This window comes from Acaryochloris thomasi RCC1774, from assembly GCF_003231495.1.
Taxonomy (GTDB): domain Bacteria; phylum Cyanobacteriota; class Cyanobacteriia; order Thermosynechococcales; family Thermosynechococcaceae; genus RCC1774.
The window spans coordinates 142,877-167,058 of sequence record NZ_PQWO01000010.1; the positions used below are offsets into that span (position 1 = coordinate 142,877).

At 51.6% G+C, this 24,182-nt stretch carries 28 protein-coding genes and 2 pseudogenes; 12 read left to right on the top strand and 18 right to left on the bottom strand.

Features of this window, described 5'->3' with window-relative positions:
• Window positions 1–51: 51 nt before the first annotated feature.
• The 6 genes and pseudogenes from C1752_RS16185 to C1752_RS16210 all read right to left on the bottom strand — a co-directional run bounded on the left by C1752_RS16185 (window position 52) and on the right by C1752_RS16210 (window position 4,001).
• On the bottom strand, window positions 52–1,491 hold the full coding sequence (locus C1752_RS16185; RefSeq protein WP_158535112.1) for a S1 family peptidase: 1,440 nt from the start codon (window positions 1,489–1,491) through the stop codon (window positions 52–54).
• A gap of 176 nt (window positions 1,492–1,667) precedes the next feature.
• Window positions 1,668–2,681 carry a chlorophyll synthase ChlG gene (chlG, locus tag C1752_RS16190; RefSeq protein WP_110987095.1) on the bottom strand — a complete coding sequence of 338 codons (1,014 nt, stop codon included), beginning with the start codon at window positions 2,679–2,681 and terminating at the stop codon, window positions 1,668–1,670.
• Between the two features lie 184 nt (window positions 2,682–2,865).
• Window positions 2,866–3,161 (bottom strand): annotated as a pseudogene (locus C1752_RS16195) (hypothetical protein).
• Window positions 3,145–3,366: a DUF433 domain-containing protein gene (locus C1752_RS16200; protein ID WP_110987096.1), complete on the bottom strand. Its 222-nt coding sequence runs from the start codon at window positions 3,364–3,366 to the stop codon at window positions 3,145–3,147. Before C1752_RS16200 ends, C1752_RS16195 begins: the two are co-directional and overlap by 17 nt.
• Complete coding sequence (locus C1752_RS16205) at window positions 3,366–3,557, bottom strand: hypothetical protein (protein WP_110987097.1); 192 nt, start codon at window positions 3,555–3,557, stop codon at window positions 3,366–3,368. Before C1752_RS16205 ends, C1752_RS16200 begins: the two co-directional genes overlap by 1 nt.
• A 120-nt stretch (window positions 3,558–3,677) precedes the next feature.
• The gene (locus C1752_RS16210) at window positions 3,678–4,001 is read right to left on the bottom strand and encodes a VOC family protein (RefSeq protein ID WP_110987154.1); all 324 of its coding nucleotides are present in this window, start codon (window positions 3,999–4,001) and stop codon (window positions 3,678–3,680) included.
• Window positions 4,002–4,106: 105 nt separating this feature from the next.
• Between C1752_RS16210 and C1752_RS16215 the strand changes: the two genes are divergently transcribed.
• From C1752_RS16215 to C1752_RS29000, 8 genes and pseudogenes are all read left to right on the top strand, one after another.
• Window positions 4,107–5,186 (top strand): site-2 protease family protein, encoded by a 1,080-nt coding sequence (locus C1752_RS16215; RefSeq protein ID WP_110987155.1) that lies wholly within the window; start codon window positions 4,107–4,109, stop codon window positions 5,184–5,186.
• 131 nt (window positions 5,187–5,317) lie between these two features.
• Complete coding sequence (locus tag C1752_RS16220; protein WP_110987098.1) at window positions 5,318–5,887, top strand: SRPBCC family protein; 570 nt, start codon at window positions 5,318–5,320, stop codon at window positions 5,885–5,887.
• Between the two features lie 18 nt (window positions 5,888–5,905).
• A pseudogene (locus C1752_RS30320) lies at window positions 5,906–6,198 on the top strand (antibiotic biosynthesis monooxygenase family protein).
• A 128-nt stretch (window positions 6,199–6,326) separates the two neighbouring features.
• Window positions 6,327–6,641 carry a DUF2605 domain-containing protein gene (locus C1752_RS16230; protein ID WP_110987099.1) on the top strand — a complete coding sequence of 105 codons (315 nt, stop codon included), beginning with the start codon at window positions 6,327–6,329 and terminating at the stop codon, window positions 6,639–6,641.
• Between the two features lie 100 nt (window positions 6,642–6,741).
• Window positions 6,742–7,041, top strand: coding sequence for a DUF2973 domain-containing protein (locus C1752_RS16235; RefSeq protein ID WP_110987100.1), 300 nt, complete (start codon window positions 6,742–6,744; stop codon window positions 7,039–7,041).
• A gap of 14 nt (window positions 7,042–7,055) precedes the next feature.
• On the top strand, window positions 7,056–8,366 hold the full coding sequence (locus C1752_RS16240; RefSeq protein WP_110987101.1) for a GTPase family protein: 1,311 nt from the start codon (window positions 7,056–7,058) through the stop codon (window positions 8,364–8,366).
• A 56-nt stretch (window positions 8,367–8,422) separates the two neighbouring features.
• Window positions 8,423–8,635 carry a hypothetical protein gene (locus C1752_RS28995; RefSeq protein ID WP_199464419.1) on the top strand — a complete coding sequence of 71 codons (213 nt, stop codon included), beginning with the start codon at window positions 8,423–8,425 and terminating at the stop codon, window positions 8,633–8,635.
• Window positions 8,636–8,996: 361 nt separating this feature from the next.
• Window positions 8,997–9,761, top strand: coding sequence for a cytochrome P450 (locus tag C1752_RS29000; protein ID WP_199464420.1), 765 nt, complete (start codon window positions 8,997–8,999; stop codon window positions 9,759–9,761).
• Window positions 9,762–9,781: 20 nt separating this feature from the next.
• Here the strand turns inward: C1752_RS29000 and infC are convergent, their stop codons facing one another.
• Window positions 9,782–10,273 (bottom strand): translation initiation factor IF-3, encoded by a 492-nt coding sequence (gene infC / locus C1752_RS16250; RefSeq protein ID WP_110987102.1) that lies wholly within the window; start codon window positions 10,271–10,273, stop codon window positions 9,782–9,784.
• A 325-nt stretch (window positions 10,274–10,598) separates the two neighbouring features.
• Here infC and C1752_RS28500 point away from each other — a divergent pair, with 325 nt between their 5' ends.
• Complete coding sequence (locus tag C1752_RS28500; protein ID WP_110987103.1) at window positions 10,599–10,913, top strand: hypothetical protein; 315 nt, start codon at window positions 10,599–10,601, stop codon at window positions 10,911–10,913.
• A 158-nt stretch (window positions 10,914–11,071) separates the two neighbouring features.
• Here the strand turns inward: C1752_RS28500 and scpB are convergent, their stop codons facing one another.
• Entirely contained in the window at window positions 11,072–11,566 is a 495-nt protein-coding gene (gene scpB / locus C1752_RS16260; protein WP_110987104.1) for an SMC-Scp complex subunit ScpB, read from the bottom strand.
• Window positions 11,567–11,596: 30 nt separating this feature from the next.
• On the bottom strand, window positions 11,597–12,475 hold the full coding sequence (locus tag C1752_RS16265; protein WP_110987105.1) for an ABC transporter ATP-binding protein: 879 nt from the start codon (window positions 12,473–12,475) through the stop codon (window positions 11,597–11,599).
• Between the two features lie 208 nt (window positions 12,476–12,683).
• Between C1752_RS16265 and C1752_RS16270 the strand changes: the two genes are divergently transcribed.
• The gene (locus tag C1752_RS16270; RefSeq protein ID WP_110987106.1) at window positions 12,684–12,887 is read left to right on the top strand and encodes an Asl3888 family RNA-binding protein; all 204 of its coding nucleotides are present in this window, start codon (window positions 12,684–12,686) and stop codon (window positions 12,885–12,887) included.
• Here the strand turns inward: C1752_RS16270 and C1752_RS16275 are convergent.
• Window positions 12,884–13,645, bottom strand: coding sequence for a DUF8738 domain-containing protein (locus tag C1752_RS16275; protein ID WP_146242363.1), 762 nt, complete (start codon window positions 13,643–13,645; stop codon window positions 12,884–12,886). The genes C1752_RS16270 and C1752_RS16275 overlap by 4 nt on opposite strands.
• A gap of 502 nt (window positions 13,646–14,147) precedes the next feature.
• On the opposite strand from C1752_RS16275, the gene C1752_RS16280 reads away from it, so the two are divergent.
• The gene (locus tag C1752_RS16280; RefSeq protein WP_110987108.1) at window positions 14,148–14,477 is read left to right on the top strand and encodes a hypothetical protein; all 330 of its coding nucleotides are present in this window, start codon (window positions 14,148–14,150) and stop codon (window positions 14,475–14,477) included.
• Here the strand turns inward: C1752_RS16280 and C1752_RS16285 are convergent.
• The 4 genes from C1752_RS16285 to C1752_RS16300 all read right to left on the bottom strand — a co-directional run bounded on the left by C1752_RS16285 (window position 14,464) and on the right by C1752_RS16300 (window position 18,762).
• A complete protein-coding gene (locus C1752_RS16285; RefSeq protein ID WP_110987109.1) occupies window positions 14,464–17,376 on the bottom strand; it encodes a BRCT domain-containing protein in 2,913 nt (970 codons plus the stop codon). The genes C1752_RS16280 and C1752_RS16285 overlap by 14 nt on opposite strands.
• Before the next feature lie 144 nt (window positions 17,377–17,520).
• On the bottom strand, window positions 17,521–17,928 hold the full coding sequence (locus C1752_RS16290; RefSeq protein ID WP_110987110.1) for an acyl-CoA thioesterase: 408 nt from the start codon (window positions 17,926–17,928) through the stop codon (window positions 17,521–17,523).
• Between the two features lie 174 nt (window positions 17,929–18,102).
• Window positions 18,103–18,507, bottom strand: a complete 405-nt coding sequence (locus C1752_RS16295; protein WP_110987111.1) for an NIL domain-containing protein — start codon at window positions 18,505–18,507, stop codon at window positions 18,103–18,105.
• A 21-nt stretch (window positions 18,508–18,528) separates the two neighbouring features.
• Entirely contained in the window at window positions 18,529–18,762 is a 234-nt protein-coding gene (locus C1752_RS16300; RefSeq protein WP_233501646.1) for a DUF4327 family protein, read from the bottom strand.
• A gap of 148 nt (window positions 18,763–18,910) precedes the next feature.
• Between C1752_RS16300 and C1752_RS16305 the strand changes: the two genes are divergently transcribed.
• Window positions 18,911–20,041 (top strand): NAD(P)/FAD-dependent oxidoreductase, encoded by a 1,131-nt coding sequence (locus tag C1752_RS16305; protein ID WP_110987112.1) that lies wholly within the window; start codon window positions 18,911–18,913, stop codon window positions 20,039–20,041.
• 11 nt (window positions 20,042–20,052) lie between these two features.
• Here C1752_RS16305 and C1752_RS16310 read toward each other — a convergent pair whose 3' ends face one another.
• The 4 genes from C1752_RS16310 to C1752_RS16325 form a co-directional block, all read right to left on the bottom strand.
• On the bottom strand, window positions 20,053–20,418 hold the full coding sequence (locus C1752_RS16310; RefSeq protein WP_110987113.1) for a DUF1823 family protein: 366 nt from the start codon (window positions 20,416–20,418) through the stop codon (window positions 20,053–20,055).
• 4 nt (window positions 20,419–20,422) lie between these two features.
• The gene (locus C1752_RS16315; RefSeq protein ID WP_110987114.1) at window positions 20,423–21,040 is read right to left on the bottom strand and encodes a DUF3611 family protein; all 618 of its coding nucleotides are present in this window, start codon (window positions 21,038–21,040) and stop codon (window positions 20,423–20,425) included.
• Between the two features lie 3 nt (window positions 21,041–21,043).
• Window positions 21,044–22,231, bottom strand: a complete 1,188-nt coding sequence (locus C1752_RS16320; RefSeq protein WP_110987115.1) for a Coenzyme F420 hydrogenase/dehydrogenase, beta subunit C-terminal domain — start codon at window positions 22,229–22,231, stop codon at window positions 21,044–21,046.
• Window positions 22,232–22,365: 134 nt separating this feature from the next.
• Window positions 22,366–23,988: a hypothetical protein gene (locus tag C1752_RS16325; RefSeq protein ID WP_110987116.1), complete on the bottom strand. Its 1,623-nt coding sequence runs from the start codon at window positions 23,986–23,988 to the stop codon at window positions 22,366–22,368.
• Between the last annotated feature and the right edge of the window lie 194 nt (window positions 23,989–24,182).

The following is a 24,182-nucleotide window of genomic DNA, read 5'->3' on the forward strand; positions in this document are numbered from 1 at the left end:
TAACCGCAAACAACCCTGCAGAATAGCTTAGGCTAACTGAGCCTAATCCTTCTACTTAGCCTTAGATTTTTTTGGTTGCGATGGTTTATTTTTCACCTTTGGCTTTGCCGATGACCGCACCTTCTGATCTGACTGGGTTACTTTTTTGCGTTGCGCTTTGGGTTTTGTTGCTTTCGTTACTTTAGCTTTTGGCTTTGCTTGTTTCAGAGTATTTTGTGCCGGTTTGGTCTTAGTTCGGCGCTTCATGGTCGACTTTGTAGGCTGCCGCACGTTCTGAGCTGACTGGGTTGTTTTTTTGCGTTGCGCTTTTGGCTTTGTTGCTTTCGTTGCTTTAGCTTTTGGCTTTGCTTGTTGCGAAATATTTTGTGCCGGTTTGGCTTTAGCCCGGCGCTTCATGATCGGCTTTGCAAGTTGCTGACCGTTCTGAGCTGGCTGGGGCTCTTTTTTGCGTTGAGCCTTGGTTCTTGTTGTTTTCAGCGCTTTAGCTTTTGGCTTTGCTTGCCGCAGAATATTTCGCGCTGATTTAGCTTTGGTCCGGCGCTTCACGGTCGGCTTTGCTGTCTTTGCCGTTTTGCCTTTAGGCTTCTCTAGTTCAGTCTCGTTCATATCAAGACTAGGATAAGAACGCATTGGTGTCCGGTAAGCATTCTTTGGGCGTACAAATCTGTGTCTTACCCATTGATGTCTAAGAGAAAGCCACAAATGTCTTTGTTGAAAGGATGGTTGCTGAACAACTTGGAGCCCCTCCTTATATCGAAAAATGGGAATCCCAAGATTAACCCATTGATCAGGAACACTCCCATCTTCGTTCGTTTCTTTGCGCCCATGAATAGCAATCACATGGCCATACCGATTGAAAACTGGGCCGCCACTCATGCCACTACGCGTAAAGTTGCTGTAGGCAACACTATATCCATCTCGTCCTGCTTTAGGAAAAAGGGTAGTAATTTTACCTGTCGTGATAAAAAATACAGGGTTTTGAATGTTGAGTCCAGGCGTTGGATAGCCAGCGACGTGAACTTCATCAGCTTCTCGAACTTGCTCAAATTCACCTAAGGGAGCAACATCATAATTTTCGTCACTTTCGAACTGAAATCTTGCCAAGTCAAGACCTGGAAATCTTTGAACATTTTGGACTGGGTATTGAAACTCATCTTTAATTTTGACAGTAAATGGGGCATCACTCTCTAGTACATGAGCTGCCGTCAGAACTGCATATGTATTGCCTTTCTTCGCAATAATCACTCCAGAGGCAAAGTGCTCGGGATCCTGACTATTTTGAATGAAAGCTGTAGTATTTCTGGCAATTTCGTGAACTTCTTCTGCTCTTTTCTGGTCAATAGCTTCTTGGTTGGTTAGGTAAACTTTTTCTTCCTTAACCTTTTCCTTTTCTGTAACTTGACCAAAGGCTGGATAGTTGGTAGCAAAGGGCTGAACCAGGGTAACCATGGCTCCAGTTAACCCTGCCATCAATGTGTATAGAAATTTCATAAGCGCACTCATCGCTGAATACATTACACAGACACAGTTCTACTGACGTAGAACCCTGTAAATATTAGTGCTACATATTACAAACCTGTAGTCCAGGTGAATAAATAGGGCCATCCCAAGAGTGGGTGCTCTATTCCAATCTTAATCTGTGTCTGTTTCCGTGCGATCTAGATGGCTCAAACGCCAGCGTGACCCAGGGCTAAACCCGTCACCAACATTCCGAGGACGAGGAAAGGCTGGGCACTCGCTTGGTACTTGACATCGTTCTTGAGGGGATCGCGCAGAAAGTACATATCCTGGAAGGTGATTTGCGGAATCACCAGCAGGATTAAAATTACGGCATAAATGTTTTCGTGAATGCTCATCAGGTACGCAGCCATTCCGAGCTGAAACACGTCGATCATAGAGACGCAGATCCAGGCAGCGGTGGTAATTCCGAACATGACGGGGAGCGACTGCAGACCAAGCTGAGCATCACCCTCAACGCTCTTGAAGTCGTTGACGATCGCAATGCCTAAGCCCGCCAAGCTGTAGACCAGGGTCAGGATAATCACCTTGAGGCTTAGGTCACCAAATAGAGCTTGACCCGCCCACCAAGGTAGAGCAATGTAGCTTGCGCCTAGGGCATAGTTCCCGAGCCAGCCGTTCTGCTTCAGCTTTAGTGGTGGAGCAGAGTAGATGTAGGAGATAAAGGAACCACCAATGGCTAAGACCGTGATGGTAGGAAAGGTGTGACCGGCCCATTTGTCTAGGGTATATGCGATCGCAACTCCGGCAATCAGCAGCACCCAAATCTGCACAATCACGCGCGGTAGCGGAATCGCCCCCGAAGGAATCGGTCGATAGGGTTCATTAATAGCGTCAATCTCGCGGTCGTAGTAGTCATTAATAGTCTGGGTATAGCCCGTCAAACAGGGACCGGACATCACCATACACAGCAGCGAAATCGCAACATATTCTGGCTTCCAGACAAAGTGACCGGATGATGCCGCACCACAGACAACGCCCCAAATCAGGGGCACCCAGGTAATCGGCTTCATCAACTGCAGATGAATCTTCCAGATATTGGTCTCACCTGCCGCACCCTTCATTCCGAGCAGTTGGCGAGCAGCGCTACCTTTCTCTTCCGCAGCGGGCGTGGCTTCGGTCGTCAGCTCTGATGCTGGAGTGGAAGAATCAGAATCAGCCATAGTCGTTTGTGATTTCAATAGGTGAACTCAGATCGGATGACCTGCGCCCTCATTCTGACAAGTTCTGGAAGATATTCCAAATCGTTGACGGCACCGAACGTCATCCATTGCCCATCACACACAACCATGAATTAAAATCTTTTCAGTCAGGCTTGCTGGCCTCATTGTGAAGCTGGGAAGGATCCTAAAAACCTCCAACCTCTATCACATCTCCCGGAGCGACTGTATTCAGTGCATTACAGGCGCCTGGAATCAAAGGAACTAGATCAGGAAGCCTATTGCTGGAGGCGACAAGGACAACAACGGCGACACCCGCTTGCTGCAAGTTTTGCTGATGACGTAAGTTCTGATCTGTGGTGAGCAGGATCGTGAACCCTTCTTGAGTCATCAATTTAAGCAATTCACCATTTTTTTACCCGACCACCCCATTTCAACGACCGTACAGATCTCGTAATCGGAAAGTTTACGCTTCATTCGCATAGGCCATCAGCATTTCCTTCGCTAGTTCAAGGGCCGCGATCGCTTGCTCGCGGTTGACGCTTGGGAAGTGGTCTAAAAATTCATCTAGTGGATCGCCCGCTTCAAGATAATCTAGGAAAGTTTTGATCGGCACACGAGTCCCCACAAAGACAGGGGTGCCGCCCAGGATATCAGGATCGCTATGAATCACACGCGCTGCAGTCATTATGTCTGCTCCACACTAAGATCTTTCTCTGATCGATAGGCAGTCAGAGGATTTTTTTGTATTTCTATATCAACTTGAGCTATCAATTCATCCAGAGTAATGTTCAACTCGTCAAACTGATGGCAGACTTTTTTTAGCGCGGATACAGTCTTATCTATCTTTTTTGAATCAGGCAGAATCGGCTGTGTCATCAGGTGCTCCAGTCATTTCTTGCTTCTCTAATCGTAGCTTCACCAGCAGCAACCACAGCCTGAGCTTGATCTATATGAGTGGTGTGAGTCCAGGATTGGCAGTATCGCTATTTTTAGAACTCACAATTCTGGCTGATAAGTTGCTGACGGCCATAAAGCGTTGATTTCATCTGCCTGATGCTGGGCGCTAAAACGCTCCCAAACAATGCCATTCACATCTGTCTCTTCACTAAATTCTGGTGCAGAGGCATCCTCCCAGCCCAAGTGCCGGAGTGCTCCAGGTGCATTGGCGTCATAGCGAATGGATATATTAAGCGACTCAGTTCTCCATAGGGCATATTCACCATTGATGACCGAACAGGGAGAAGCGCCAAAGCGTTTGCTGTAGTCTTTGACTGTTTCGTCTATCTTGTCTGTAGAAATAGCTAAGTGTAATTTCTTCAAAATTTCTTCTCTGCTCAGGCCCATCCAAAATTTACAGTAGGCTACAGGAAGATAGCAATGCTGCAAGGCTTAGAAGCGTTCGGTGCACGATTTGCGAGGTGGGTGATGAATTCAGGGGTCCGCGTTGGCTCAATCGTAGAGATTCCTCTGTTGATTGATCGATCATGGTTGGTGATCATGGTGCTGCTGACGACGACCAATGCACTGACCTTCGCCCCCCGGTTTGGCATCATTCCCGGATTTTTAGCTGGGTTTGTGATGGCGCTGCTGCTCTTTGCTTCCGTCTTACTGCACGAGCTAGGTCATAGCGTCGTCGCCCAATCTCAGGGCATTAAGGTGCTGTCAATTACGCTGTTTTGCTTTGGTGGGGTGGCTGCAATTGAACGTGAATCCAGTTCACCAGGGAAGACGCTGCAGGTTGCGATCGCAGGTCCAGCAGTCAGCTTAATTCTTTTCTGTATATTCAGTACCCTAACGCCCCTATTCCCCAGCGGTAGCTTAATCCATCAACTTGCCGTCAACTTAGCAACCATTAACCTAGCCCTAGCACTCTTCAATATGATTCCAGGGCTACCCCTCGATGGCGGGCAGGTGCTGAAGGCTATCATTTGGCAGATCACAGGCGATCGCATACAGGGGTTTCGCTGGGCGGCTTACAGTGGAAAGTTGTTGGGAGGAGTTGCGATCGCAACTGGCCTTACCCTCACAATCACAGCTGGGCAGTGGGGCGGCCTGTGGATGGCGCTGATCGGGGGCTTTATCTGGCGCAACGCCAACCGCTACGGCCAGCTCACTAATCTTCAGGGTGCATTACTGAAGCTGGTGGCCGCTGACGCCATGACCCGAGACTCCTGGGATGTCACAGCCAGCACCCTGCGCCAGTCGATTTCGAGATTTTTGCCCGTGGCCCAAGAGCACGTGGTCCAGGAGCAAACGCCTCTACTAGAAGTCATAAAGCATCTGGAGCGCTCCCGACTCCGGCAGATCACCGTCCTCACATCCGCAGGTTACGTCGCAGGGGTGATCGATCGAGGCGATGTTGTGAATGCCGTTGCCCGTCAGCTCAAAGTGCCCCTTTCAGAAGGACAGATTCAGCAAATTAAGCTGCAGGGAATTTATCCACAGCAGTTGCCGCTAGTTGCGATCGCACAAACAATTGCCCCCATCGACGTCCAGCTCGGCTAACACCCACGATCTCCGGGGCCAGCGGCAGAGAAGATCTATCCCATAACAGAGGTGCGATATTGAGCGAGCCTGTCTAATCAAAAGTGTTAAAAGCGTTAAAGATAAACGATTCAAAGAGTTAAATCATCAGCATGACCGGACAGGCATCAAAAAAATCTTTTCAAGAATTAGCTGCAGCGCTTGCTCCAGCAGAGCAAGACAGTCTTCGCAATGGGCAGGTTGTGATATCTGGAGACGCCGGTGAATACATTGCCAGAGTTCTTGTTGACGCTTCGCCATCATTAGTGTGGGAGGTGCTAACCGACTATGCAAACTTCCATAAATTTCTACCCAACGTCTCTGCCAGCGAGGTTTTAGAGACAGACGACAGCCGTACAGTTGTGGAGCAAACCAACAACACACAGATTCTGCTCGCTGACATTGAGTCAACTATCCAGACAGAAAATATAGAGCGAGGGCAGCAGCGCGTCGACTTCACAATGACAGAAGGAGACCTCAAAGAGTTTCGCGGATACTGGCAAATCACGCCCGTTAACAACGCTGAGCAACAGGATCAAACACTCATCAAGCAATTCGTTGTGGCTGACGCTGACCTAGGTCTAATGGATGGAACCTTCCATGCCGTATTCCGAGGAGCACTGCAAACCAGCCTCAAAGCCATTCAGACAGAAATCAGCAGGCGTCAACAACAGACAGATTAAGCAACCGAGGGTTTGATCATGATTCTAGAAGTTGCAATTCTTGATGTCATTCCCGGTCAAGAGGTCAAGTTTGAGCAGGCTTTTTCCCAGGCACAGCCGCTTATTGCCAGCGTCTCTGGCTACATCAACCACGACCTTAAAAGTGCATCGAGAAACCGCATCGATATATCCTGCTGGTCACCTGGGAAAAGTTGACTGACCATACCGAAGGCTTTCGCAGTTCGCCTCAATATCAAGACAGGAAAACTCTACTCCATCCTTTCTATGAAACCTTTCCAGAGGTCGAGCACTACGAAGATATCGTCACCTGAGATCTCAAGAGTAGAGCAGACTTTAAGTTGTGTCTTTAGCAGATTATGTGCAGAAAAAGGTACATCAGGGACACAGAATCACCAACGGCAGGGTGATAATATTCACCTATTAAAAAAAATTAAATCCGATGTTTGAATCCAACCGATACTCTCCGGAGCCACTGCCCCTTGATTCTTTACTGGCAAACTTTCAATATTGGCTGAGCCGTGCACGATCGCTCTTAGAGCATGAATCGCTTGATTTGCTAGACGAGCAAAGACAGGCAGAGCTACTCCGCCGCGTTCAGAGTACATTGCCAAAGGTCGCAGCAGCCCGCAGCCTATTCAAAGCGACCTCTGGACAAATAGGGATAGAGCCGCCCATTCTCATATGCTGGCATCAGCTGGTCACAGAATGCTGGCAGGTTATTTTTGAGTTTCGACGCAGCAGCTACGCAACGTAAGCCATCAGCAATTGCCCTGAAATGAGTAGAATAGATATAGTGCGAGCGTCTTTGTTCAGATGCTGCTCAAGTTTCCGTTGGCAATGGAGAGACCAAGAACATGGTACAGCTACTCTACATTCTTGCGTTCACGGTGCTGACGACTCTAGTAATCAGTAACCTAATTCGCAACTTACTCATGTTTGGGCGTGAGGCCCAGCGTCCCTACTCCCGCACCTCTCCTCGCGCTTCTCAACGACGTAAAGCCCCCCACCCAGAGCTGATGGATGATCACGGCAATGTGATCGATGAGCCGTTGTTAGTCATGCGTTCAATGACGGTAGATGATGCCCGCGAACAGCTTGATGCACTCTATGACCAGTCTCCAGGTTCAGATGATGCACCCAGCGGTCGATCCTAGACGCTGACGACAGCATGACCCAAGATGCTGAGCATAAGCCCGAAAATTCTTTGCCCAAAAATGAGGGTAAGAATCGATGGCGGCTCCCTAAGAGTTTTCCTCAAGACTGGCTGAAAAATGCCCGTGGCCTTCTTTCGCCACTTCAGCAGGCTCAAGAGTTAGTCAGCCGCTGGTTTAGCGTTAGCGATCAAGATATGGCGGCGATTCTAGAGCAGATTCGAGCTGAGCTACCGACAACAGAAGTCTTGATGATCGGCAAGCCTCAGACTGGTAAAAGCTCTATTGTGCGCGGATTAACGGGGGTCAGCGCCGAAATTGTTGGCCAAGGATTCCGGCCCCACACGCAGCATACACAGAACTACGCCTACCCCACAGAAGATTTACCACTGCTGATTTTTACAGACACCATCGGCTTAGGGGAAGGTGGCAACGAAGCCGATGAACTGGCAGACGAACTAAACAAAGTCCTTCCCAAGGATGTCGGGCAGGCATCACGGGTGATTATCCTAACGGTGAAGGCCACAGATTTTGCCACGGATTTTTTGCAGCAGCTTATGATGCGGATCCGCGGTGCTCACCCCGAGATTCCTTGCTTGCTGGCGATCACCTGTTTGCACGATCTGTATCCCACAGACCACCATCCGGCTTATCCACCGACCTATCCTGAGCTGCAGCGAGCTGTAACAGCACTAAAAGAGCAGTTTTCTGAGATTTGCGATCGCACCACCTTAATCGACTTCACGCTAGAAGAAGACGGGTTTACTCCGGTTTTCTACGGCCTCGACGCCTTCGCCAACGAACTAGCCGAACTGCTCCCCGCCGCTGAATCTCAAATGATTCATCAACTGCTAGAGCAAACGGAGGGCGGAGATGAAATTGGGCAGCTGTATAGAGACGCGGGCCGCCGGTACATTTTGCCGTTCTCAATGATGGCGGCAACACTAGCGGCTGTCCCTTTGCCCTTAGCCACGATGCCGGTGCTGACAGGGCTACAGGTCACCCTCGTCAGCCTGCTAGGCCAGCTTTACGGTCAGCGACTGTCTTTTTCTCAGGCAGGGGGCGTTGCCAGCGCCATTGCCGGTGGCTTTTTGGCACAGCTCATTGGCCGGGAACTGATTAAATTCATCCCAGGTATTGGCAGCGTTGTGGCTGCCTCTTGGGCTGCTGCCTACACTTGGGCCTTAGGCGAAGGAGCCTGCGTTTATTTTGGTGACTTAATGGGCGGCAAAACACCCGACCCGCAAAAAATCAAACAGACCATGAAAAAATCCTTTCAAGAAGCTCAAAAGCGTTTTCGTGATTCAGTGCGGTCTCAGAAGTCGTAATACACAGGAGCCGCCCCCCTGACTCTAAAAGCTCATCACTGTAATGGATGATCGTTATGACTGCTCCAGCTATTCCCAATGCGTCAGACGCCCCCCGTTGGCTACAAACGCTTCAATATACCTTCAACCCGCTGGAGTCTATGGATCAAGCGGCGGTTCGCTGCGGAGATCTATTTAATGCACCCGTCATCGGCAAGCACGCTCAGGTTTTATTTGTCAGCCATCCCGAAGCCATTCAAAAATTTTTTCCAGCGACACCAAAGAATTAGCCGCGCTCTCTAACCAGCTCCTGCGGCCCATTGTCGGGGACCACTCGGTGTTTGGTTTAACAGGGCATCGCCATCGCCGCGAGCGCAAACTGCTGATGCCCCCTTCCACCGAGACCACATTGCGAACGACGGTCATCTGATTACGGACCTAACACTCAAGGCTCTGGCTCCTCTATCGATAGGGGAATCCTTCATTGCTCGAACGTTAGTGCAAGATATTTCCATTGAGGTGATTCTGCGCGTTGTCTTTGGCCTCAATGAAGGCTAGCGATTCCAGCAATTAAAAGCACTACTGGTGGCGTTCTCTGACCGGATCCAAAATCCGCTGTTCATCCCCGCGCTGCAGCAAGACTAGGGTAAATTGACGCCCTGGGGGTACCTGAAATCACTGCAGCGACAGATTAGCCAATTGCTCTATGCTGAAATTCAAGATCGCAGAGGCCAGCAAGACGCTTCCCCACAAGATATTTTGAGTCTTTTGATGGCAGCTCAGGACGAGGAGGGGCGGCCAATGTCAGCCGCAAAACTTCACGATGAACTGCTGACACTTTTGCTAGCAGGGCATGAAGCCACAACAAATGCGATCGCATGGGCCTTATACTGGATCCATCGCACCCCAACTGTTTTAGAGAACCTACAGTCGGAGCTGAAGAACGAAGGGGGAAATCTGACGCCAATCGCCCTGACCCAGCTCCCCTACCTCACTGCTGTCTGTAACGAAACATTACGAATCTCATCAGTAGCCTTTCTCTCCTTTCCCCGAGAGGTTGCGGCACCGATGGCCTTAATGGACCACCCCCTTGAACCCGGCACTCGGGTCTATGCCTGCATCGACCTAAAGCACCGTCGCCCCGATCTCTACCCAGAACCCGAGCAGTTTCGACCGGAACGATTTCTAGATCGCAAGTATTCTATGTCTGAGTCTTTACCCTTCGGCGGCGGCGTTAGACGCTGTATTGGCGACGTTCTCGCCCAGTTCGAAATGAAGCTGATTGTGGCCCAAATACTCTCTCACTATTGCTTAACGCTAGCCAATCAAATGCCAGAGACACCCAAACGCCGAGGCGTCAATGTCGCGCCTGCATCGGGAGTCAAGATGATCGTTCAAAGCCCAGCGGAGAGATGATGGTGACCGCCGCTCAATACTCAGATGGCAGTTACCTGCAGCACAAGTGCCTTCTTATCAAAGACCTGGACTTCGCTAGCCTTACTCAAGTCTTCAATCACCCGATTAAGCAGATCAACAGCGCGATCACGGTGTTGGTGTTCGCGCCCTCGCAGTCGAACCTGGAATCGAACCGTATCGCCTTTCTCAAGCCACTGCAGCGCTCGGTTAATACGGACGCCGTAGTCGGCTTCTCCCACGTTCGGACGCAGCTTGACTTCTTTCAGAGAAGGCTTAGCCGCACTTTGCTTTTGCTTCTTCTTCTGCTCATACCGGAACTTACCAAAATCTAAGATCTTGGCAACCGGCGCTTCTTCTCGTTCAGAGACAACAACCAAATCTAGCTTTGCTTCCTGAGCCAGCTTCAAAGCCGTTGGGGTGTCAGTCAGGCCGTGATTGGTTCCATCTTGATCAATGAGCAGAACCTTGGGGGATTCAATTCGGTGGTTAATCTGTGACTTTTTCAGGATCAGAAGTCCTCACTAAAAATTTATGTTCTTCTATCGTAGTTCAGTGTCCACAAAATTTGCTTCAACCAATCGGTAGAGACACCTTAGTTATAGATCAAGTCTCACCCGCATTGCCCCAAAGGATCATATTTCTCAACGACTACCGCTTTATCCTTTTTGCTACCCTCTGCGGCCCCAACTCAAATCATCTCTGCAAGATTCATGCGAGGTAACACTACAGCATTGATCCGCCTATTCTCGAGGCGCAGGAATTGGGGTACCTTCAGCAGTAGGACTAGGACTCGGCGTTATCTCAGGAGCGGATTGAGGAGATGGCGTAGCGGCAGGCGTGGGCAGCGTCGGCGTAGTGGGAGGCTGCGGCTTAGGCCTCGGGGCCGTAATCGCTTTGGGACGAGGGCTCGGCGCTGTAATGGGCTTAGGTTGGGGCGGCAGGGGCGGCAGCGTATTAGCTGGCGGTGGCAGCGGTGGCAGTGACGGTGGCGAGAATCTAGTGGGCGGGGTAGCAGAGTCAGAGGGACGCGGCTGGGGAGAAGAGGCAGTAGGAGTCGGTTGGGGAGAGGTTTCTGGCGCTTGTGCAGGTACATCTTGGCGGCAGCTACTGCAGGCAAGGCTGCAGAGGATCAGCAGTATACCAATGCGCTGAGAAGAGGGGGAACCTTGAACAAGAGCTAACGGAGAAAGAGAAAACTTCATGAGCTGGGCAACCACAAGACTAGGCTTGAGTAGGATTGGTTGGCAGAATCGACTGGTCGTAGCAGCCCCCACTTCAGTACCATAGACCGATCCAGGTCTATTGAAACATCAAATTTTGGGCAGCTCATCAACTTCGAAGTACTGATAAAATTTATCGCTGACCTGCAGCCGAAAGGAACGGCCATTGGCCTGGCGCCGCTTGTGAACAAATCCCTGTTCAGCTAGCTCCTGGACATGCTGATACACGCCCGATCCGCGCAGATCAACAAGGTCTGTTTGTAGAATGGGGCCTTTGAGGGCGATTGCGGCTAAGGTTCGCAGTGCCCCCACTCCAAGATCAGCGGGAATCATAGTCTGCACCAGGGCATTGAAGCGCTCCCGCAACTGAAGGCTGTAGCCCTGATCGGTTTCTACAATCTCTAGAGCGCTATCTCGCTGGGCATAGTCCTGCATCAGCTCGATCAGGGCATCTTCGACGTCGTCGCGTTCTTCCCCTACGTACTCGGTAAGCTTGGCCAGCGTGAGCGCCTGAGACTTGAGGTATAGAACCGCTTCCAGCTTGGTAGACAACCGTAGGTCGGTGAGGCTATCGACAGAACTCATAGGCCAGATGCATAGACGGTTGCGAATATTCTAGTCAAGATTGCGACCGGTCAGTTCGACAAAAATATCTTCTAGGTTAGTAGGACGGACCATCATGCCCACACGGTCGGCCTGCTGATCGAGGTGGGATTGAGCGGCAGCTAAGGTCGAGAAAAATTGATAGTCCCACTGCAGTGAACCCTGATTCTGATTGTGTGAGGCCTCAATTTGTTTGACGAGCAAACCCTCACCGTGTTCCTGCCGTAGCTCGGCTAAGGTACCGAGGGCAATGAGCTGTCCCTGATCCATAATGCCGATGCGATCGCAAAGGGCTTCCACCTCCTCCATATAGTGCGTGGTTAATAAAATCGTCATACCCTGCGTATTGAGATCACGAATAATTTCCCACAGCCGTCGCCGCGATTGCGGATCTAGGCCCACCGTTGGCTCGTCCAAAAACAGCATCTGCGGCTCCTGTAGCAGGGCACGCGCAATCTGTAGCCGCCGCATCATTCCGCCAGACAAACCGCGCACGGCATCCTGCTGACGGTTGAGCAGGCCCACATAGTCAAGATATTTTTCAATGCGCTGCTTCCGTAGGGGCTGCGGCAGATGGTGCAGCCGACCATGGAACTCCATGTTCTCCCAAACAGAAAGGTCCATATCGACGCTGATTTGCTGCAGAACCACGCCGATAGAGCGCTTAACTTGACGGGCCTGAGTGACCACATCAAAATCTGCCACTGCAATCTGCCCAGACGTGGGCTTCGTTAGCGTCGTCAGCATCCGAATCGTCGTGGACTTGCCCGCCCCGTTGGGGCCAAGCAGCCCAAAAATTTCCCCTGCATGAATCTGCAGCGAAAAATCTTTCACCACCGGAACATCGTTGTAAATTTTAGAAACGCTATCTAGGACAACAGCCATTGTTATGACTCACAGTGCAGGAAAAGACCATTAATAATTCTATACATTTACGGCGACTGGCACGAGCCTGTCTGAATCTTTCGCGTCGTCGGTAGTTGCCCACTTGCTCCCAAAAGACGTGATATCATGAGTGACTGCTGAGCAAGCTCCGCCAATTTCATAGAATAGGAGCGTCCCTGTTGCCCAACGGGGTCAACACATTACTGAGGTCAATATGGCTAAGCGCCGCAACCTAAAGAAAGAAAAAGCCCTTCGGAACCAAGCCTATGCCCGCAAGTTCCGTAAGCGGAACACCGGTCGTTTTGGCAAGAGATTCTACAACCGTTCCGACAACCAGGAAAATAATTCCGAGAATCAAGAGCAAGACGGTGAGAAGCAGCAGTCTAATAATTCAGGGGCTGCCGATAGCCAGAGCTAGGGCATGAGTTGTGTCCAAGCCTGAATGACGGTCTGCAGAGCTGAGGGTAGTTGCGCAGAGCTAGGTTTTGTATAGCAAACAGTTGTTTTTCTGCTACGGAAGAATGTTTTGCTTGCGTCAGCAGGTTGATCGGTTCCCAGATAGCAGAGACCATCAAACTGGTGAAATTGCTGCTGCTTGAGTAGGGCTGCAAACATCTTGACCGCTTCTGGCGAGATCTCACCAATGCGCTGATTTTCGGTCAAGGGTATTTGAGAATCTTTTCTCTGCAGAATGCTGCCATCTTTGAGCAGTAAAGTTTCCCGTTGGGTCTCTAGACTACCGTCGTGGGTGATGGCGCTGAAGACGACTTTTTTCGGGAAGCGTTCTGGTTTCTGTACGGTATCGATGGGCTGAGACTGGAGCGTAAACAAGCTGTCCAGCCTACTGCCAGCCTGATCCCAAGACACTAGCTCTCCAGAATTGTTGGATCGATAGACCCACTGTTGGCGGCGACGGGCAACGGTAACCTGCCAACCCATAACCAGCACCTCTTGGCAGAACTCTCCCGGTGGCGCGAGACCTAGACAGCCATCAGACCACAGCTTGGGCTTTGTTTGAATGACACGCATTTCTGTGGGGTCTAGGCTCCAGCGTGCCTCAATATCTTGAAAAACAGCATTAGCCACCGATGTCGGCAGCGATGGCCCGGATAGGTTGGATATCGCCTGGGCAGCGCGGAGAGGCGAAGGCTGATCACTGGCCTTTGGCCGTCGCATCTCCCCGTTAGCTTGTGCAGGTAGAGCCACCATAACACCGCAGAGAAGCAGGCTTGAGCAGATTCGGCAGGCCATAGAGATCGTAGGGCAATACAATTAAGTGCAAACAAACTGACGACGACAGAAGTAGCCAGACTCACATTGGAAATGAGGAACGGGCAAAGGCCACGTCTTTAGAGTTTACTGTAGCCCCTCAGCTCTTGAGCAATTGCGGTCGGGCAAATAAAAAGACCCTAGCCCAAGGGCCAGGATCTGAGATGGTGATATCTGCATTTGAGGATAAGGAGTAAACTCCTATGAATATTTATCTAGCAGTCGAGACAAAATTATGCAGGATTAGGGGCAATTTTATCTTTATGTAGGCCAGCATCAGCTTCGTCACCCGCAATTTAAGAAAGAAATTTTGTTCAAAGAAAGGCCATAGTGACTGCACGGCTGAGGTTTGACCGGCCCCAGGATTTTGAGATAGGGTAATAGCACTTCAATACGCGCCACTGACGTCATGGCACAGAGACCCTCTCAAGCATCTAATGAAGAAACCTACACCAGCGCCATGCGCGTGTATGGGGGCGTGGCGTGGGGCAGCTTACTTTCTTTCTTGGTTGCCGTGACGCTGATTATTTTGCCGCAGGTGTCACGCTCGTGGCTATGGAGTGTTGTCCCTCTTTGGTTTGGCCTGTGCGGAATTGGGGTTTTATTGCAGTGGTCAGTGGCCCGAGGGGCCTGCCCAAAGTGCGGCCATCGCCAATCAACAACACCAATGATGACGAGATGCCCACAGTGCCGCAGCTATCTGAAAGCCGTCAATCGCAAAATCGTTAAGGTTGGCTAGGTTCGAGACCCAATAGATCTAGAAACTGGGCCTCCGTCAACTGCGGAACACCGTATTTTTCAGCTTTCTGTAGTTTATTGCCTGGGTTTTGACCCACAACGATATAGCTTGTTTTAGCACTGGGGTGAGCATTGATTTTGCCACCGGCAGCTTCAATCAAAGCTTTCACCCGATCTGAGCTGAGAGAGGCAAGTTTGCCTGTGATTACGAAGCTTTGATCAGCAACAGAAGAGCGGGAGACTGGCTCTGCACTAGTGGAGTCAACGGCATTCGGGGCTGGGGAGGTGGCTCCTGGTGCCTTCTGCACCTGCTGCTGCAGAGTGGCGACAACCTGCTGGGCAAGCTGCATTGCTTCTTCAAGCTGTGCTTTCTCCTGCTGCAGTGTTTGGACCTGCTGCTCAAGCGCGGCACCTGCTTCGCAGGCCGCTCGAAAATCTTGACTTAACTGCTTCTGCTCGCGGGTCAGCGTCTCAATAGTTTGCTGTAGTGTCTTATCCTCTGCAGGAGCCGTGCACTCTTGGGCTTCCGCCTCTCGTTCAGCAAGGGTCGTCTGGGCCACCTGCAGATCTGCCTTGAGCTGATCTCGCTCTTGAGCTAGATTGCTTTGCTGCAGCTCTAGAGTATTGGTCAGCTCTTGAAGCTGCTGTCTGAGCGCTCGACTTTCTCCTTGCTCAGACACAGTGGCGGCCTTCGCCCACTGAAGATCTTGCTGGATGCGATCGCGTTCTTGAATCACACTCCTTAGCTGTTGTTCAAGGGGCTGATCTTCAGCCTCTTGTAAAGCCTGCATCACGTCTCCCAGATTGGCTTCTAGACGCTGAATATTCGTCTGCAGATCTGTAATCACACCTTCGGCTTCACCCACTTCAGTCATCAGTAAATCACGATGGTTGGTAAGGGTAATCACCTGCTCTGCTAAGGGAGCTGCTGACGCCACAGCCTGCTCTAACGCCTCTTCAATGCTCGTCTTTTGGTTCTCTAAGTTTTCTAGCTCTAAGCTCTGTAGCTGCTTCTGAGAGCTAGAATCACGGACCTGAACCTGCAGCCGCAGGATCTCTGACTTGGCTTGCTGCAGCTCAACTTGGCTCTGTTGGTGCGCTTGCTCCAGCACCTCAATGTGTTGTTCTAGAGCCACAGGTTGTGCCCTAGTCTGCTGTAAATCGGTCTCTAGAAGCGCCTGCTGCTGCTCTAGTTGATGGATGACGGTCTGGAGCTGAGTCGCCTCAGCTTGCGTTTCAGTCAATGCGGCAGCGGTTTGATTGCGGTCTTGCTCTAGAGCCAACAACTGCGCTTCTAGCGCTGTAACTTGCGTTTGCTGAGCACTTTGTTGAGAGGACGTTAAGGTCTCAGCTCGCAAGACGGCAGCGTCAAGCTCTTGCTGGATCCGATCGCGTTCTTGAACGACCCGCTCCAAACGCGACGTTAGCTCCACGGTCGCCTGATCCGCAGTTTCTCGAACCTGGGTTTGCTGCTGTTCTAGCTCAGATATTTGGTGCTGTAGGTCGGTGGTCGTCTGCTGGGTTTGATGCAGCTCTTGGGAGATGAGATCGCGTTCTTCAACAACACCTTGAAAGCGCTGTTCCCAATCTGACGGTACCTTTGCACTCACTGCCCGCTGTTGTGAGAGCGCCTGAGTTGCTGTTTCCAATTCAATGATCAGGCGCTCTCTTTCTTGGCTCACCGCCCGTAACTCTGCCGTCACCTCTGGCGAGACGGCCTGCTGAGCCTGCTCAAGCTCAATCCTCGTTTGCTGGAGCTGTGCCTGCAATCGCTCAACATCTTCTACAGGACAAAGCTGATTGTTCTCTGCCGTCAGGGTTTGAACCTGAATCTCTAGCTGCTCACGGTGCGTCCAGGCCGCTTCTAATTGTTCTTGCAGTGTCTTAACTTGGGTCTGGAGAGACTGCAGCTCCGTCAGATGGACTTGCGTCTCCTGTAGCTGGGCAAGTGCCTGGTCTCGCTCTTCTGCTGTGCGCTGTTGAGATCGCTCCAACTCCGTCAAGCGCGGATGAATTGCCTGTGCTGACTCCAACCGCTGCTCTAGGCTCTGGACGTGCTCCCGTTGCTCTGCCTGTTGCGCCTCCCGCTGCCGAAGCACCTGCTGCATCTCATCGTGATCTTGAGTGAGCCGGTCTACAGTTTGCTGTAGCGATTGAATCGTAGCCTGAGACTCTTGCGCCGTTGCGCCCAGGGTTTCTTTCTCTCGAATAAGCGTCTGGAACTGAGGCTGCAGTCGGCTGGCTTCAGACCGAGCCTGCTGCAGATCTTGAGTCAGCTTGGCCTGCTGCTGGGTTAGCGTTTCGATCTGCTGCTCTAGTATTCTGCGCTGGGGCTGCTGTGCCTGCTGCTCAGCCTGCAAAGATTGGAGTTGGTTTTGCAGGGTTCGAATCTTATTTTGAGACTGCCTCAAGTCTATTCCTATCTGATTTTTAGCCTCGGAAAAAGTCAGACGTTCCTGTTCAAGCCCCGTCACATTCTCCTGCGCTTGCTGCAGACGGGTGTGAAGCTGCTCCTGTTCTTGGACGAGCGTTTGCTCTTGCGCCTCTAGCATCTGAATACGAGAGGCTTGGGAGGCTTGTTCCCGCGCCCAAGTTTGCTGCGCCTGAGTCAGGGCTGCAGCCTGATGTTCTAGATCTGCAGTTCTTGCTTGTCCCTGATCGACAGACACCTGTAGGTCTTGGTTGAGGCCCGTGGCTGCACTCAACTGTTCCTGGAGTCGCTTAGCTTGCTGCTGAGCAGTCTTAAGCTGTGTAACTTGGCGAACCTGCTCTTCTGACTGTTGCTGGTCACGACGACGAGAACGCATCAGTAAAGCCAACAGGACACCTGTGCTGCCGCAGGTTAACCAGAAGCCATAATGAGTCAAAGCGAAAACGGTGGAGCTGATAGTGTCACCCATACATTCAACAGTTGCTAGATTGCCAATAACTCACGCAGATCAATGAGGGTCATAGGCAATTCCTCTCTACACCGCTTAGCTAATGGACGTCGAGGGAACTCCAATAGTTCTATGATCACATATTTAAAGAAGGGAAAGGGTGCCTCAGGCAATGCTCCAGCGTCGTAGCCAAGCCGCGATGTCTTCAGGAAGGGGTTTGCGATCGCGACTAATCGGATTAATACAAACATGACGCGTCATCGCCTTCCCGATGAGTGCCTCTGACTTATGCGTCGAGACAATCTCGTAATGTACCTCAAACTCTGTCTCAGACAAAGAATTGACCGTGAACCGAATCACCTGCTGATCACCACAAAACGTAGGCTTAAGAAAATCTACGTGGGCGTGAACAATCGGGATGGCCGTTTCAGGATTACTGAAAAAAGAGCGCATATCGATACCGGTGGCCGCCAAAGAATCTTCATAGGCTTCATGACAGCTTTCTAAGATTGAGGTGAAATAGGACACCCCCGCGGCATCGGTATCACGCAGCCGCACGGTACGGGTATACATCAATAGCGATTTCTATACAACGATCGAGGCAGCCGCCCCCGTACAAACAGGATTTTGCATTGCTCCCCCAGCCTTATTAAACCTTGATGCCTAAAGTACGTCTAGGACTTCAAAGTTATTTTTATTTATCTGGTGAATATAGGAGTTTTGGCGGCGGTAGAAGTCTTTAAACGCCTAAAAATTCGTTGAAATTGCCTGAACAGGGCAAGTAGGTACACATTGCTCACAGACAATACAGCGCGATCGTCGAAAATTTAGCCGAAAAGTTTCAGGCTCAAGCGTCAGGGCTTCGGTCGGGCACACCCCTGTACAGAGACCACAGTCAACACAGCAGTCTTCATCAATGACAATCTCTCGACTCGCAAAGGAGACATCAATATGCTGCGCCTGCATCCAGTCAATAGCAGCATCTAACTGATCGATATCTCCCGCTAACTCCAGCACCAGCTTACCCACTTGGTTCGGGGCGACCTGGGCACGAATAATATTGGCTGCGATGTTGAAGTCTTTAGCGAGCCGGTAAGTGACGGGCATCTGCACCGTCCGTCGCGGGAAAGTTAGAGTAACGCGTTTTTTCACAGGTGGGGGGAGAGTACAACCCTAGTCTTCATCCCAGTCTTCGACATCCAGGAAGCTTTGGATCGGATCCTGCATGGAGAATTCAAAGTCCAGCAGCTCTTCCTTCCAGTGCGTCCAGTTGTCTCGAAACAGAAAACCGACTTTCCAGATCGCGTCACCGGGCTGTAACTTGCCCGAATCTACCAATGACTGCACCTGACGCTGCAGCTTACCCATCGGATGCAATACCGGACGGGTGATCGTATTATTTGTCATATTCAGATTTTGCGAGTCCTAATGCTTATTACTTGTTGAAGACGATAGCGGCTGAGCGGGTGGCTACCTCTTCGAAGCAGTCATATGCTAGCACAAAGTTTTTCACGGAGGGGCGTTAGGTTATTAAGTTTCAATACTGGAACCCAATATGAAGATTGCCATCGTCGGATGCGGGATTGTAGGCGCTGCGATCGCCTACACCCTCAGCCAAAAGACAGACTGGGAAATTACCGTCTGGGACCGCCGTACGCCTGATAAATGGGAGGCGACAGGAGCCGCCTTAGGCGTTTTAATGGCGGTAGTCCGCACGCGCCTAAAGGGCAAGCATGTCCGGCTTTGCTTAGAAAGTCTGCAGTGCTATGAATCCATCATTCCCCAACTAGAAGCCCTAACCAACATTGCTATTCCCTATAACCGTGGGGGCATTGTCCAGCTTTGCTTTAATCCACAGGATCTGGTCTATTGGCAAAAGACCCAGGCCATGCGCCAGCGTCAGGGATTCACGTTAGAAATTTTGAATCGCGCTCAGCTACTAAAGCGATACCCCGACCTATCGGAGGCTCGACAGGCAAAAAATGCGGCAGTGGGGGCCATCTACTCTCCCCAGGATCGACAGGTGGATCCGGTGATCTGCGCGCAGGCTCTCATTAAAGCGGCCCAACTCCAAGGCGTCCAGTTTATTTGGCAGACGCCCATACAAGATTTTCGCTGTGGGTCTGATCAACGAGTTACCTATGTTGTCACAGAAACAGATGTGACTCCGGTGGATGCGGTTGTAATCACGGCAGGATTAGACTCACAATTGCTTACAGCTCAACTACAGCCGTCGCTGACACTACAGCCAGTATTGGGACAGGCCTTAAGACTGAAGCGCCCCGATCCGTTCGCCTATCCCTATCCGGTGGTGAATGGAGGAGACGTGCACCTTGTGCCCCTTAATGCTCAGGAACTTTGGGTGGGGGCGACGGTGGAGTTCCCTGAAGAAGATTCTTTGGAGAGTCCCCAGGCAAATCCGGCTTTGTTGGAGCAGGTTTTAGGAGATGCGATCGCACTTGATCCGACATTAGCAACAGCTGAAATTCTACAAACCTGGTCCGGCCTCCGTCCCCGACCTGACGGTAGACCCGCCCCTGTTATTGAGACCTTAGCCAGCCACCCGAATGTCGTCCTGGCAACAGCACATTATCGCAACGGTGTTTTACTCGCTCCCATCACTGCCGTAAGGGTTCAGAATCTGTTGGCAGCCTTACTCAACGACCCAAGATTTATCGTTGTGTAGACGCAGACCCGCTACTCAATTTGGCGCAGATAACTCAACAGCCAATTTACAGCCGTCGCTCGTCTCGTCTTTGTTGGCGTCAGTTCCCCAACCTTATAGCCCTCAAATCCAAGCTGTTCCTTCAGGAGCTGCTTATTCTCTTTTGGAATGGATCGCGTTAGCTTAACGGTGGCCGGACGGCTATCAATAAAATTGGGCGGTTCTGGATAAGCCTCAACCCAGTCCGGCTCCACAGCAGAAATATCCCATTTGCCCGTGTCAGGGTCTTTTCGATACCCTAGCCCCTCCCACACCAGTTGATTGACGGTGTCGTCAGGAATATCGCCGTGGATGATGGCCCATAGTGTTTCAGTTGTGAGAGGAGGTAACTCAGCCATAGCTCTATTTAGAGGGACGAATTTGAGTCGTGCGCTGCAGCAGCCACAGACTTGAAGCAATGCCCGCGAACTGCCCTGCCATTGTATTGATGCAGGCCTGCACCACCAACAGCTCAATCGGTTCAACAATGCGAGTCAGGCCCGCAAAGACCACGCCTTGAGAAATCGCCTTACCAATAATGACGCCCACAATCCACTCTCCCCCAATGACCGCCATCAGCATGCCAAACACATCAGTGACCAGCGCCAGCTTCACCATGCGCAACGTTTCTGCCTTCGTCGGCGGATTCGCACCCGGGATTAAAAATCGCCGAGAGAAGCGCGTAAACCTAAAGCTCCAGAACACGCTCACGCTCAGGAAAACGATCCCAATGGCAATGATCAGCAGCCCCAAGCCACCGGACGGGCTAGAGGCAGCGACCTGACTACCCGGAACGTTGGGAACATTGGGCGTTAGATTCTGACGAAAAAAGGCAAACGGAAAGGCAAACAGAATCGTGACGCCCGAGATGATGGCGAGAACTAGCTTGATCCAGAAGCTAGCCCAGCCCACCAATCGAAAAGAGATGCCTAAACCTCTGAATCCCGCCGAGGCATTGCCACCCTCTAGCATTCTGCTCATCTGTTAATCCGGTAGGGTGTACTGCTCCACAATTTTCTGGGCATATGCTGGCACATGGCCCTCCAGCTTTTCGGGATAGTTACGCTTCACGTACAGGTAATTCCGGGTGAAGTGAGAGTCAATGGAAAAGCGGGCGTACTCTAGGCCTCGGGGACCAATCCTATCAATCACAACGCCCATTAATTTTGCGGCCCACATTGGCAAAGTCACACCTTTATCGTAGGCGGGGATGCTGTTCTGGACGGCGCTTTTGCGATCGCCCTCCGACATCACCGGCTGTGTCTTGAGCTGATCCATAACCAGATCTAGCATCTCTTGCCCTGTTTCGTTACGCACCACCACCCACTGCCAGCCATAGGGGGAACCCATATAGCCCACGACTAAATCGGCCAGAGAATTAACGTAGTCAAAGCAGCTCATACAGGAGGGGGCAAAAATATTCTTCAGCTTGTCAGTCTTCAGGCCAAAGAAAGGCACCTGCTCTTCTGAACCATCTTCATGCTTGAAGTGGACCCGAAAATCCTGCATGAACTCGTAGGACACCACGGTCTCAGGGGACTTACTGGTGGTTTCAAGAAATTTCTGCAAACCGTCCCGAGGCACGTTGTCAACGCAGGGAGTGCCCAAAACGTAGAGTTTTTCTAAGCCAAGTTTGTCCTGAACGCTGCGCAGCGCCTGAATTTGACAGCCGACGCCAATCACTAGCAAGCGCTTGAGACCCGACTGTTCAATCTGCTCCAAAATCGACAGGTTGGGAGACAGGGTCGGTTTATTCACCCGAGCAGCCAAAATATCCTCCGGCGTCCGGGCAATCACCGGCATGGGCTGGAAACGATCTTCTGGCGTGTTTTGAACGCAGACCACGCCTTCCACTAATCCTCGGTTGAGCATTTCAATGCCGATGGTGCTGACGATGCCGGTCCATTGGGCGCCTGGAATCGGATCTTTTTTGCGGGCCGTCAGCATCTGTTGGTGAACCCCAAAGTACCAATCGTCTTCGCTGTCTAAATCACGACTTTGACCGTGGGCCTGCTGCTCAAGCTCAGCCACCTGCTGATTGAGGAAGGCACAGGCTTCTTTGACATAGTGGATGTAATAGGTATCGCAAAGGCCACAGTCACTACAGAGCGCCTTTGCCGGTCGGGGACTAGAGCGCTTTAGTCCCTTAGATTTGAAGTGTGCAACAGTCATGAATTTAGCAATGTACTTACTGGAGCATCGACCCCACAGCATAGGTTGGAGGGGACCACTCTGATTGTAAACGCTTTGCGCTCGGGCAGATAACCAACGCTTGGGTTTCGAGCAGAGGGTTCAGGTCGCGCTCATCAGCGCTCATCGTAGCCAGGGACAAAGGACTGCTCCTGCGTTTCTGGAGCCGGGTCAGACTCTTGATTACCGCGCAGTGCCCCAAAAATAATTGCCCCAAAAAGGACCAAAATCATAATGAATCCAAAGGGGACCAACCAACGATGGCGAGGACGCTCTAATAACGTTTTAAGCGTTACGGGCGGGTGTGCATCTGCTTGAGAGCTAACGGCAGCAGGCGTATCAATGGAGGCTTGACTCAGGCTCACCGCTGGCTCAGAGAACGTAGGCTGAGCTAGGGGAGGCAGGCTGGGTAATTCTGGTCCAGAAAAATCAGGGTCTGAATCGGTCAGCTCTAAAGGTTCGCGGGCTGCAGGTTCCTCCACAGGATCCTCTGGCTGACTAAAGGCCGCAGCAGGCATGGCGGGTTCAGGCTCTGCCGCAGCATCTAAGGGGGTCGGGCTTGGTTCGCTGTCGAAAGCAGTCGGTGCTGGCAAATCGGACTCTGACGCCTGTCCCCACGGCTGTTCAGTGGCCTGTGGCTGAGAAGCTTCAGCGCTTTCGACCTCTTCTTGCGGAGGTTCCTCCAGCGGCTGCTCTAGAGACTGAGCCTCGGCGGGAGAATCGCCAGCGACAGTATCAGTGAAACTAGTAAAGGCAGGTTCAACAACGTCGCTCTTAGGTGCACTGAAGGGTGGCTCTGATGCTGCTGGGGAAGCGGTAACGGGAGGCTCGAAGGGGGAAGGAGCCTCGGTACCACCACCTATCGCTTCAAAAGATGCAGCTGCTTCCATTGAGGGAAGCGTAGAAGAATCGGGCTGAGGTTCTGGCTCAGCGATCGATTCTGGGATCGAGTCAGCGGCTGACGACGCTGTCGCAGATTCTGGACTATCTGTGAAGGCGGCAAGCGTGTCATCTACTGGCGCAGCAAACGGCGACTCGACATCGGTAATAGACTGCGAAGGAAGCGGATCAAAGGGGGATGCTGGCTGTGCATCTGCGCTGGAGGCACTCGAGTCGGCGATCTCGAACGAGATTGATTCCTCTGGCTCGGGAAGGGCAGATGCGAGCGGCGGATCTAGCGCATCAGCACCGACCGTTGCTTCGATGGCTTGCGAGTCTGTACTCAAGGGCTGCTCGCTCTGGCTAGAGATGGCGGAATCGGCGATAGAGTCTGCATTGTCCGTGACAACTGATTCCAGGACCTCACCAGGTGGGTCAATTGGCAGTGCAGGTTCGTCGGGAGACTGAGAGACAACGGGCGAGGCTGGCTCGCCAATATCTGAGAGGATCGACTCAGCCGAAGCCTCATCCACCCATTGCTCTGACTCTGCAGAGATATTCTCCATGCGGATGGGTGTGGCGTCAGGGGCAGATGGCTCAGGTTCTAATGGACTGGGCGCGGGAAGGGCTGGCTCTACTAAGGTAGGCTCGATGGAATCGTTGACGGTTGAGGCGAGCAGATCATCGGTGTCTAACGTCTCTGGTACCGATAATTCGTCTGGCTCATCTTCTGAAAGACTAGCGAGGATATCGTCTAAAGACTGTTCCTCTTCAGAACCCTCTGCAGTCAGGCCTCTCAAAACATCGTCAAGGGACTCCTGATCTGAAGGATCGTTGGGCGTGTTGTTAGGCTCAGTCATATCCAGGCTCCGATACCTGCTCAATGTTCAAAGGAAGTACCCAAGGGGATATGCTTGGGATCTTGGAGTTGAAAGTCGCTGCACTCGTTTCTGACCGGTCGGTTTCCAGGGAAAGATATACCGCAGAACAACTGCGAGGGCTGTTACGCAATCAGCTTCTGTGGAAGAACCGAATACGTGAGAAATCAAGCGTT

What these genes read in the sequence shown, in the direction of transcription:
- C1752_RS16235 (WP_110987100.1), top strand. Translation starts at nt 6,742, where the DNA reads ATGGTACAGCTACTCTACATTCTTGCGTTCACGGTGCTGACGACTCTA.
- C1752_RS16185 (WP_158535112.1), bottom strand. Translation starts at nt 1,491, where the DNA reads ATGAAATTTCTATACACATTGATGGCAGGGTTAACTGGAGCCATGGTT.
- C1752_RS16230 (WP_110987099.1), top strand. Translation starts at nt 6,327, where the DNA reads ATGTTTGAATCCAACCGATACTCTCCGGAGCCACTGCCCCTTGATTCT.
- C1752_RS16315 (WP_110987114.1), bottom strand. Translation starts at nt 21,040, where the DNA reads ATGAGCAGAATGCTAGAGGGTGGCAATGCCTCGGCGGGATTCAGAGGT.
- C1752_RS16285 (WP_110987109.1), bottom strand. Translation starts at nt 17,376, where the DNA reads ATGGGTGACACTATCAGCTCCACCGTTTTCGCTTTGACTCATTATGGC.
- C1752_RS16205 (WP_110987097.1), bottom strand. Translation starts at nt 3,557, where the DNA reads ATGACACAGCCGATTCTGCCTGATTCAAAAAAGATAGATAAGACTGTA.
- chlG (WP_110987095.1), bottom strand. Translation starts at nt 2,681, where the DNA reads ATGGCTGATTCTGATTCTTCCACTCCAGCATCAGAGCTGACGACCGAA.
- C1752_RS16320 (WP_110987115.1), bottom strand. Translation starts at nt 22,231, where the DNA reads ATGACTGTTGCACACTTCAAATCTAAGGGACTAAAGCGCTCTAGTCCC.
- C1752_RS16240 (WP_110987101.1), top strand. Translation starts at nt 7,056, where the DNA reads ATGACCCAAGATGCTGAGCATAAGCCCGAAAATTCTTTGCCCAAAAAT.
- C1752_RS16215 (WP_110987155.1), top strand. Translation starts at nt 4,107, where the DNA reads ATGAATTCAGGGGTCCGCGTTGGCTCAATCGTAGAGATTCCTCTGTTG.
- C1752_RS16270 (WP_110987106.1), top strand. Translation starts at nt 12,684, where the DNA reads ATGGCTAAGCGCCGCAACCTAAAGAAAGAAAAAGCCCTTCGGAACCAA.
- C1752_RS16325 (WP_110987116.1), bottom strand. Translation starts at nt 23,988, where the DNA reads ATGACTGAGCCTAACAACACGCCCAACGATCCTTCAGATCAGGAGTCC.
- C1752_RS16275 (WP_146242363.1), bottom strand. Translation starts at nt 13,645, where the DNA reads ATGCGACGGCCAAAGGCCAGTGATCAGCCTTCGCCTCTCCGCGCTGCC.
- C1752_RS16200 (WP_110987096.1), bottom strand. Translation starts at nt 3,366, where the DNA reads ATGACTGCAGCGCGTGTGATTCATAGCGATCCTGATATCCTGGGCGGC.
- C1752_RS16280 (WP_110987108.1), top strand. Translation starts at nt 14,148, where the DNA reads ATGGCACAGAGACCCTCTCAAGCATCTAATGAAGAAACCTACACCAGC.
- C1752_RS16220 (WP_110987098.1), top strand. Translation starts at nt 5,318, where the DNA reads ATGACCGGACAGGCATCAAAAAAATCTTTTCAAGAATTAGCTGCAGCG.
- C1752_RS16290 (WP_110987110.1), bottom strand. Translation starts at nt 17,928, where the DNA reads ATGTATACCCGTACCGTGCGGCTGCGTGATACCGATGCCGCGGGGGTG.
- C1752_RS16305 (WP_110987112.1), top strand. Translation starts at nt 18,911, where the DNA reads ATGAAGATTGCCATCGTCGGATGCGGGATTGTAGGCGCTGCGATCGCC.
- C1752_RS16300 (WP_233501646.1), bottom strand. Translation starts at nt 18,762, where the DNA reads ATGACAAATAATACGATCACCCGTCCGGTATTGCATCCGATGGGTAAG.
- C1752_RS28995 (WP_199464419.1), top strand. Translation starts at nt 8,423, where the DNA reads ATGACTGCTCCAGCTATTCCCAATGCGTCAGACGCCCCCCGTTGGCTA.
- C1752_RS16310 (WP_110987113.1), bottom strand. Translation starts at nt 20,418, where the DNA reads ATGGCTGAGTTACCTCCTCTCACAACTGAAACACTATGGGCCATCATC.
- scpB (WP_110987104.1), bottom strand. Translation starts at nt 11,566, where the DNA reads ATGAGTTCTGTCGATAGCCTCACCGACCTACGGTTGTCTACCAAGCTG.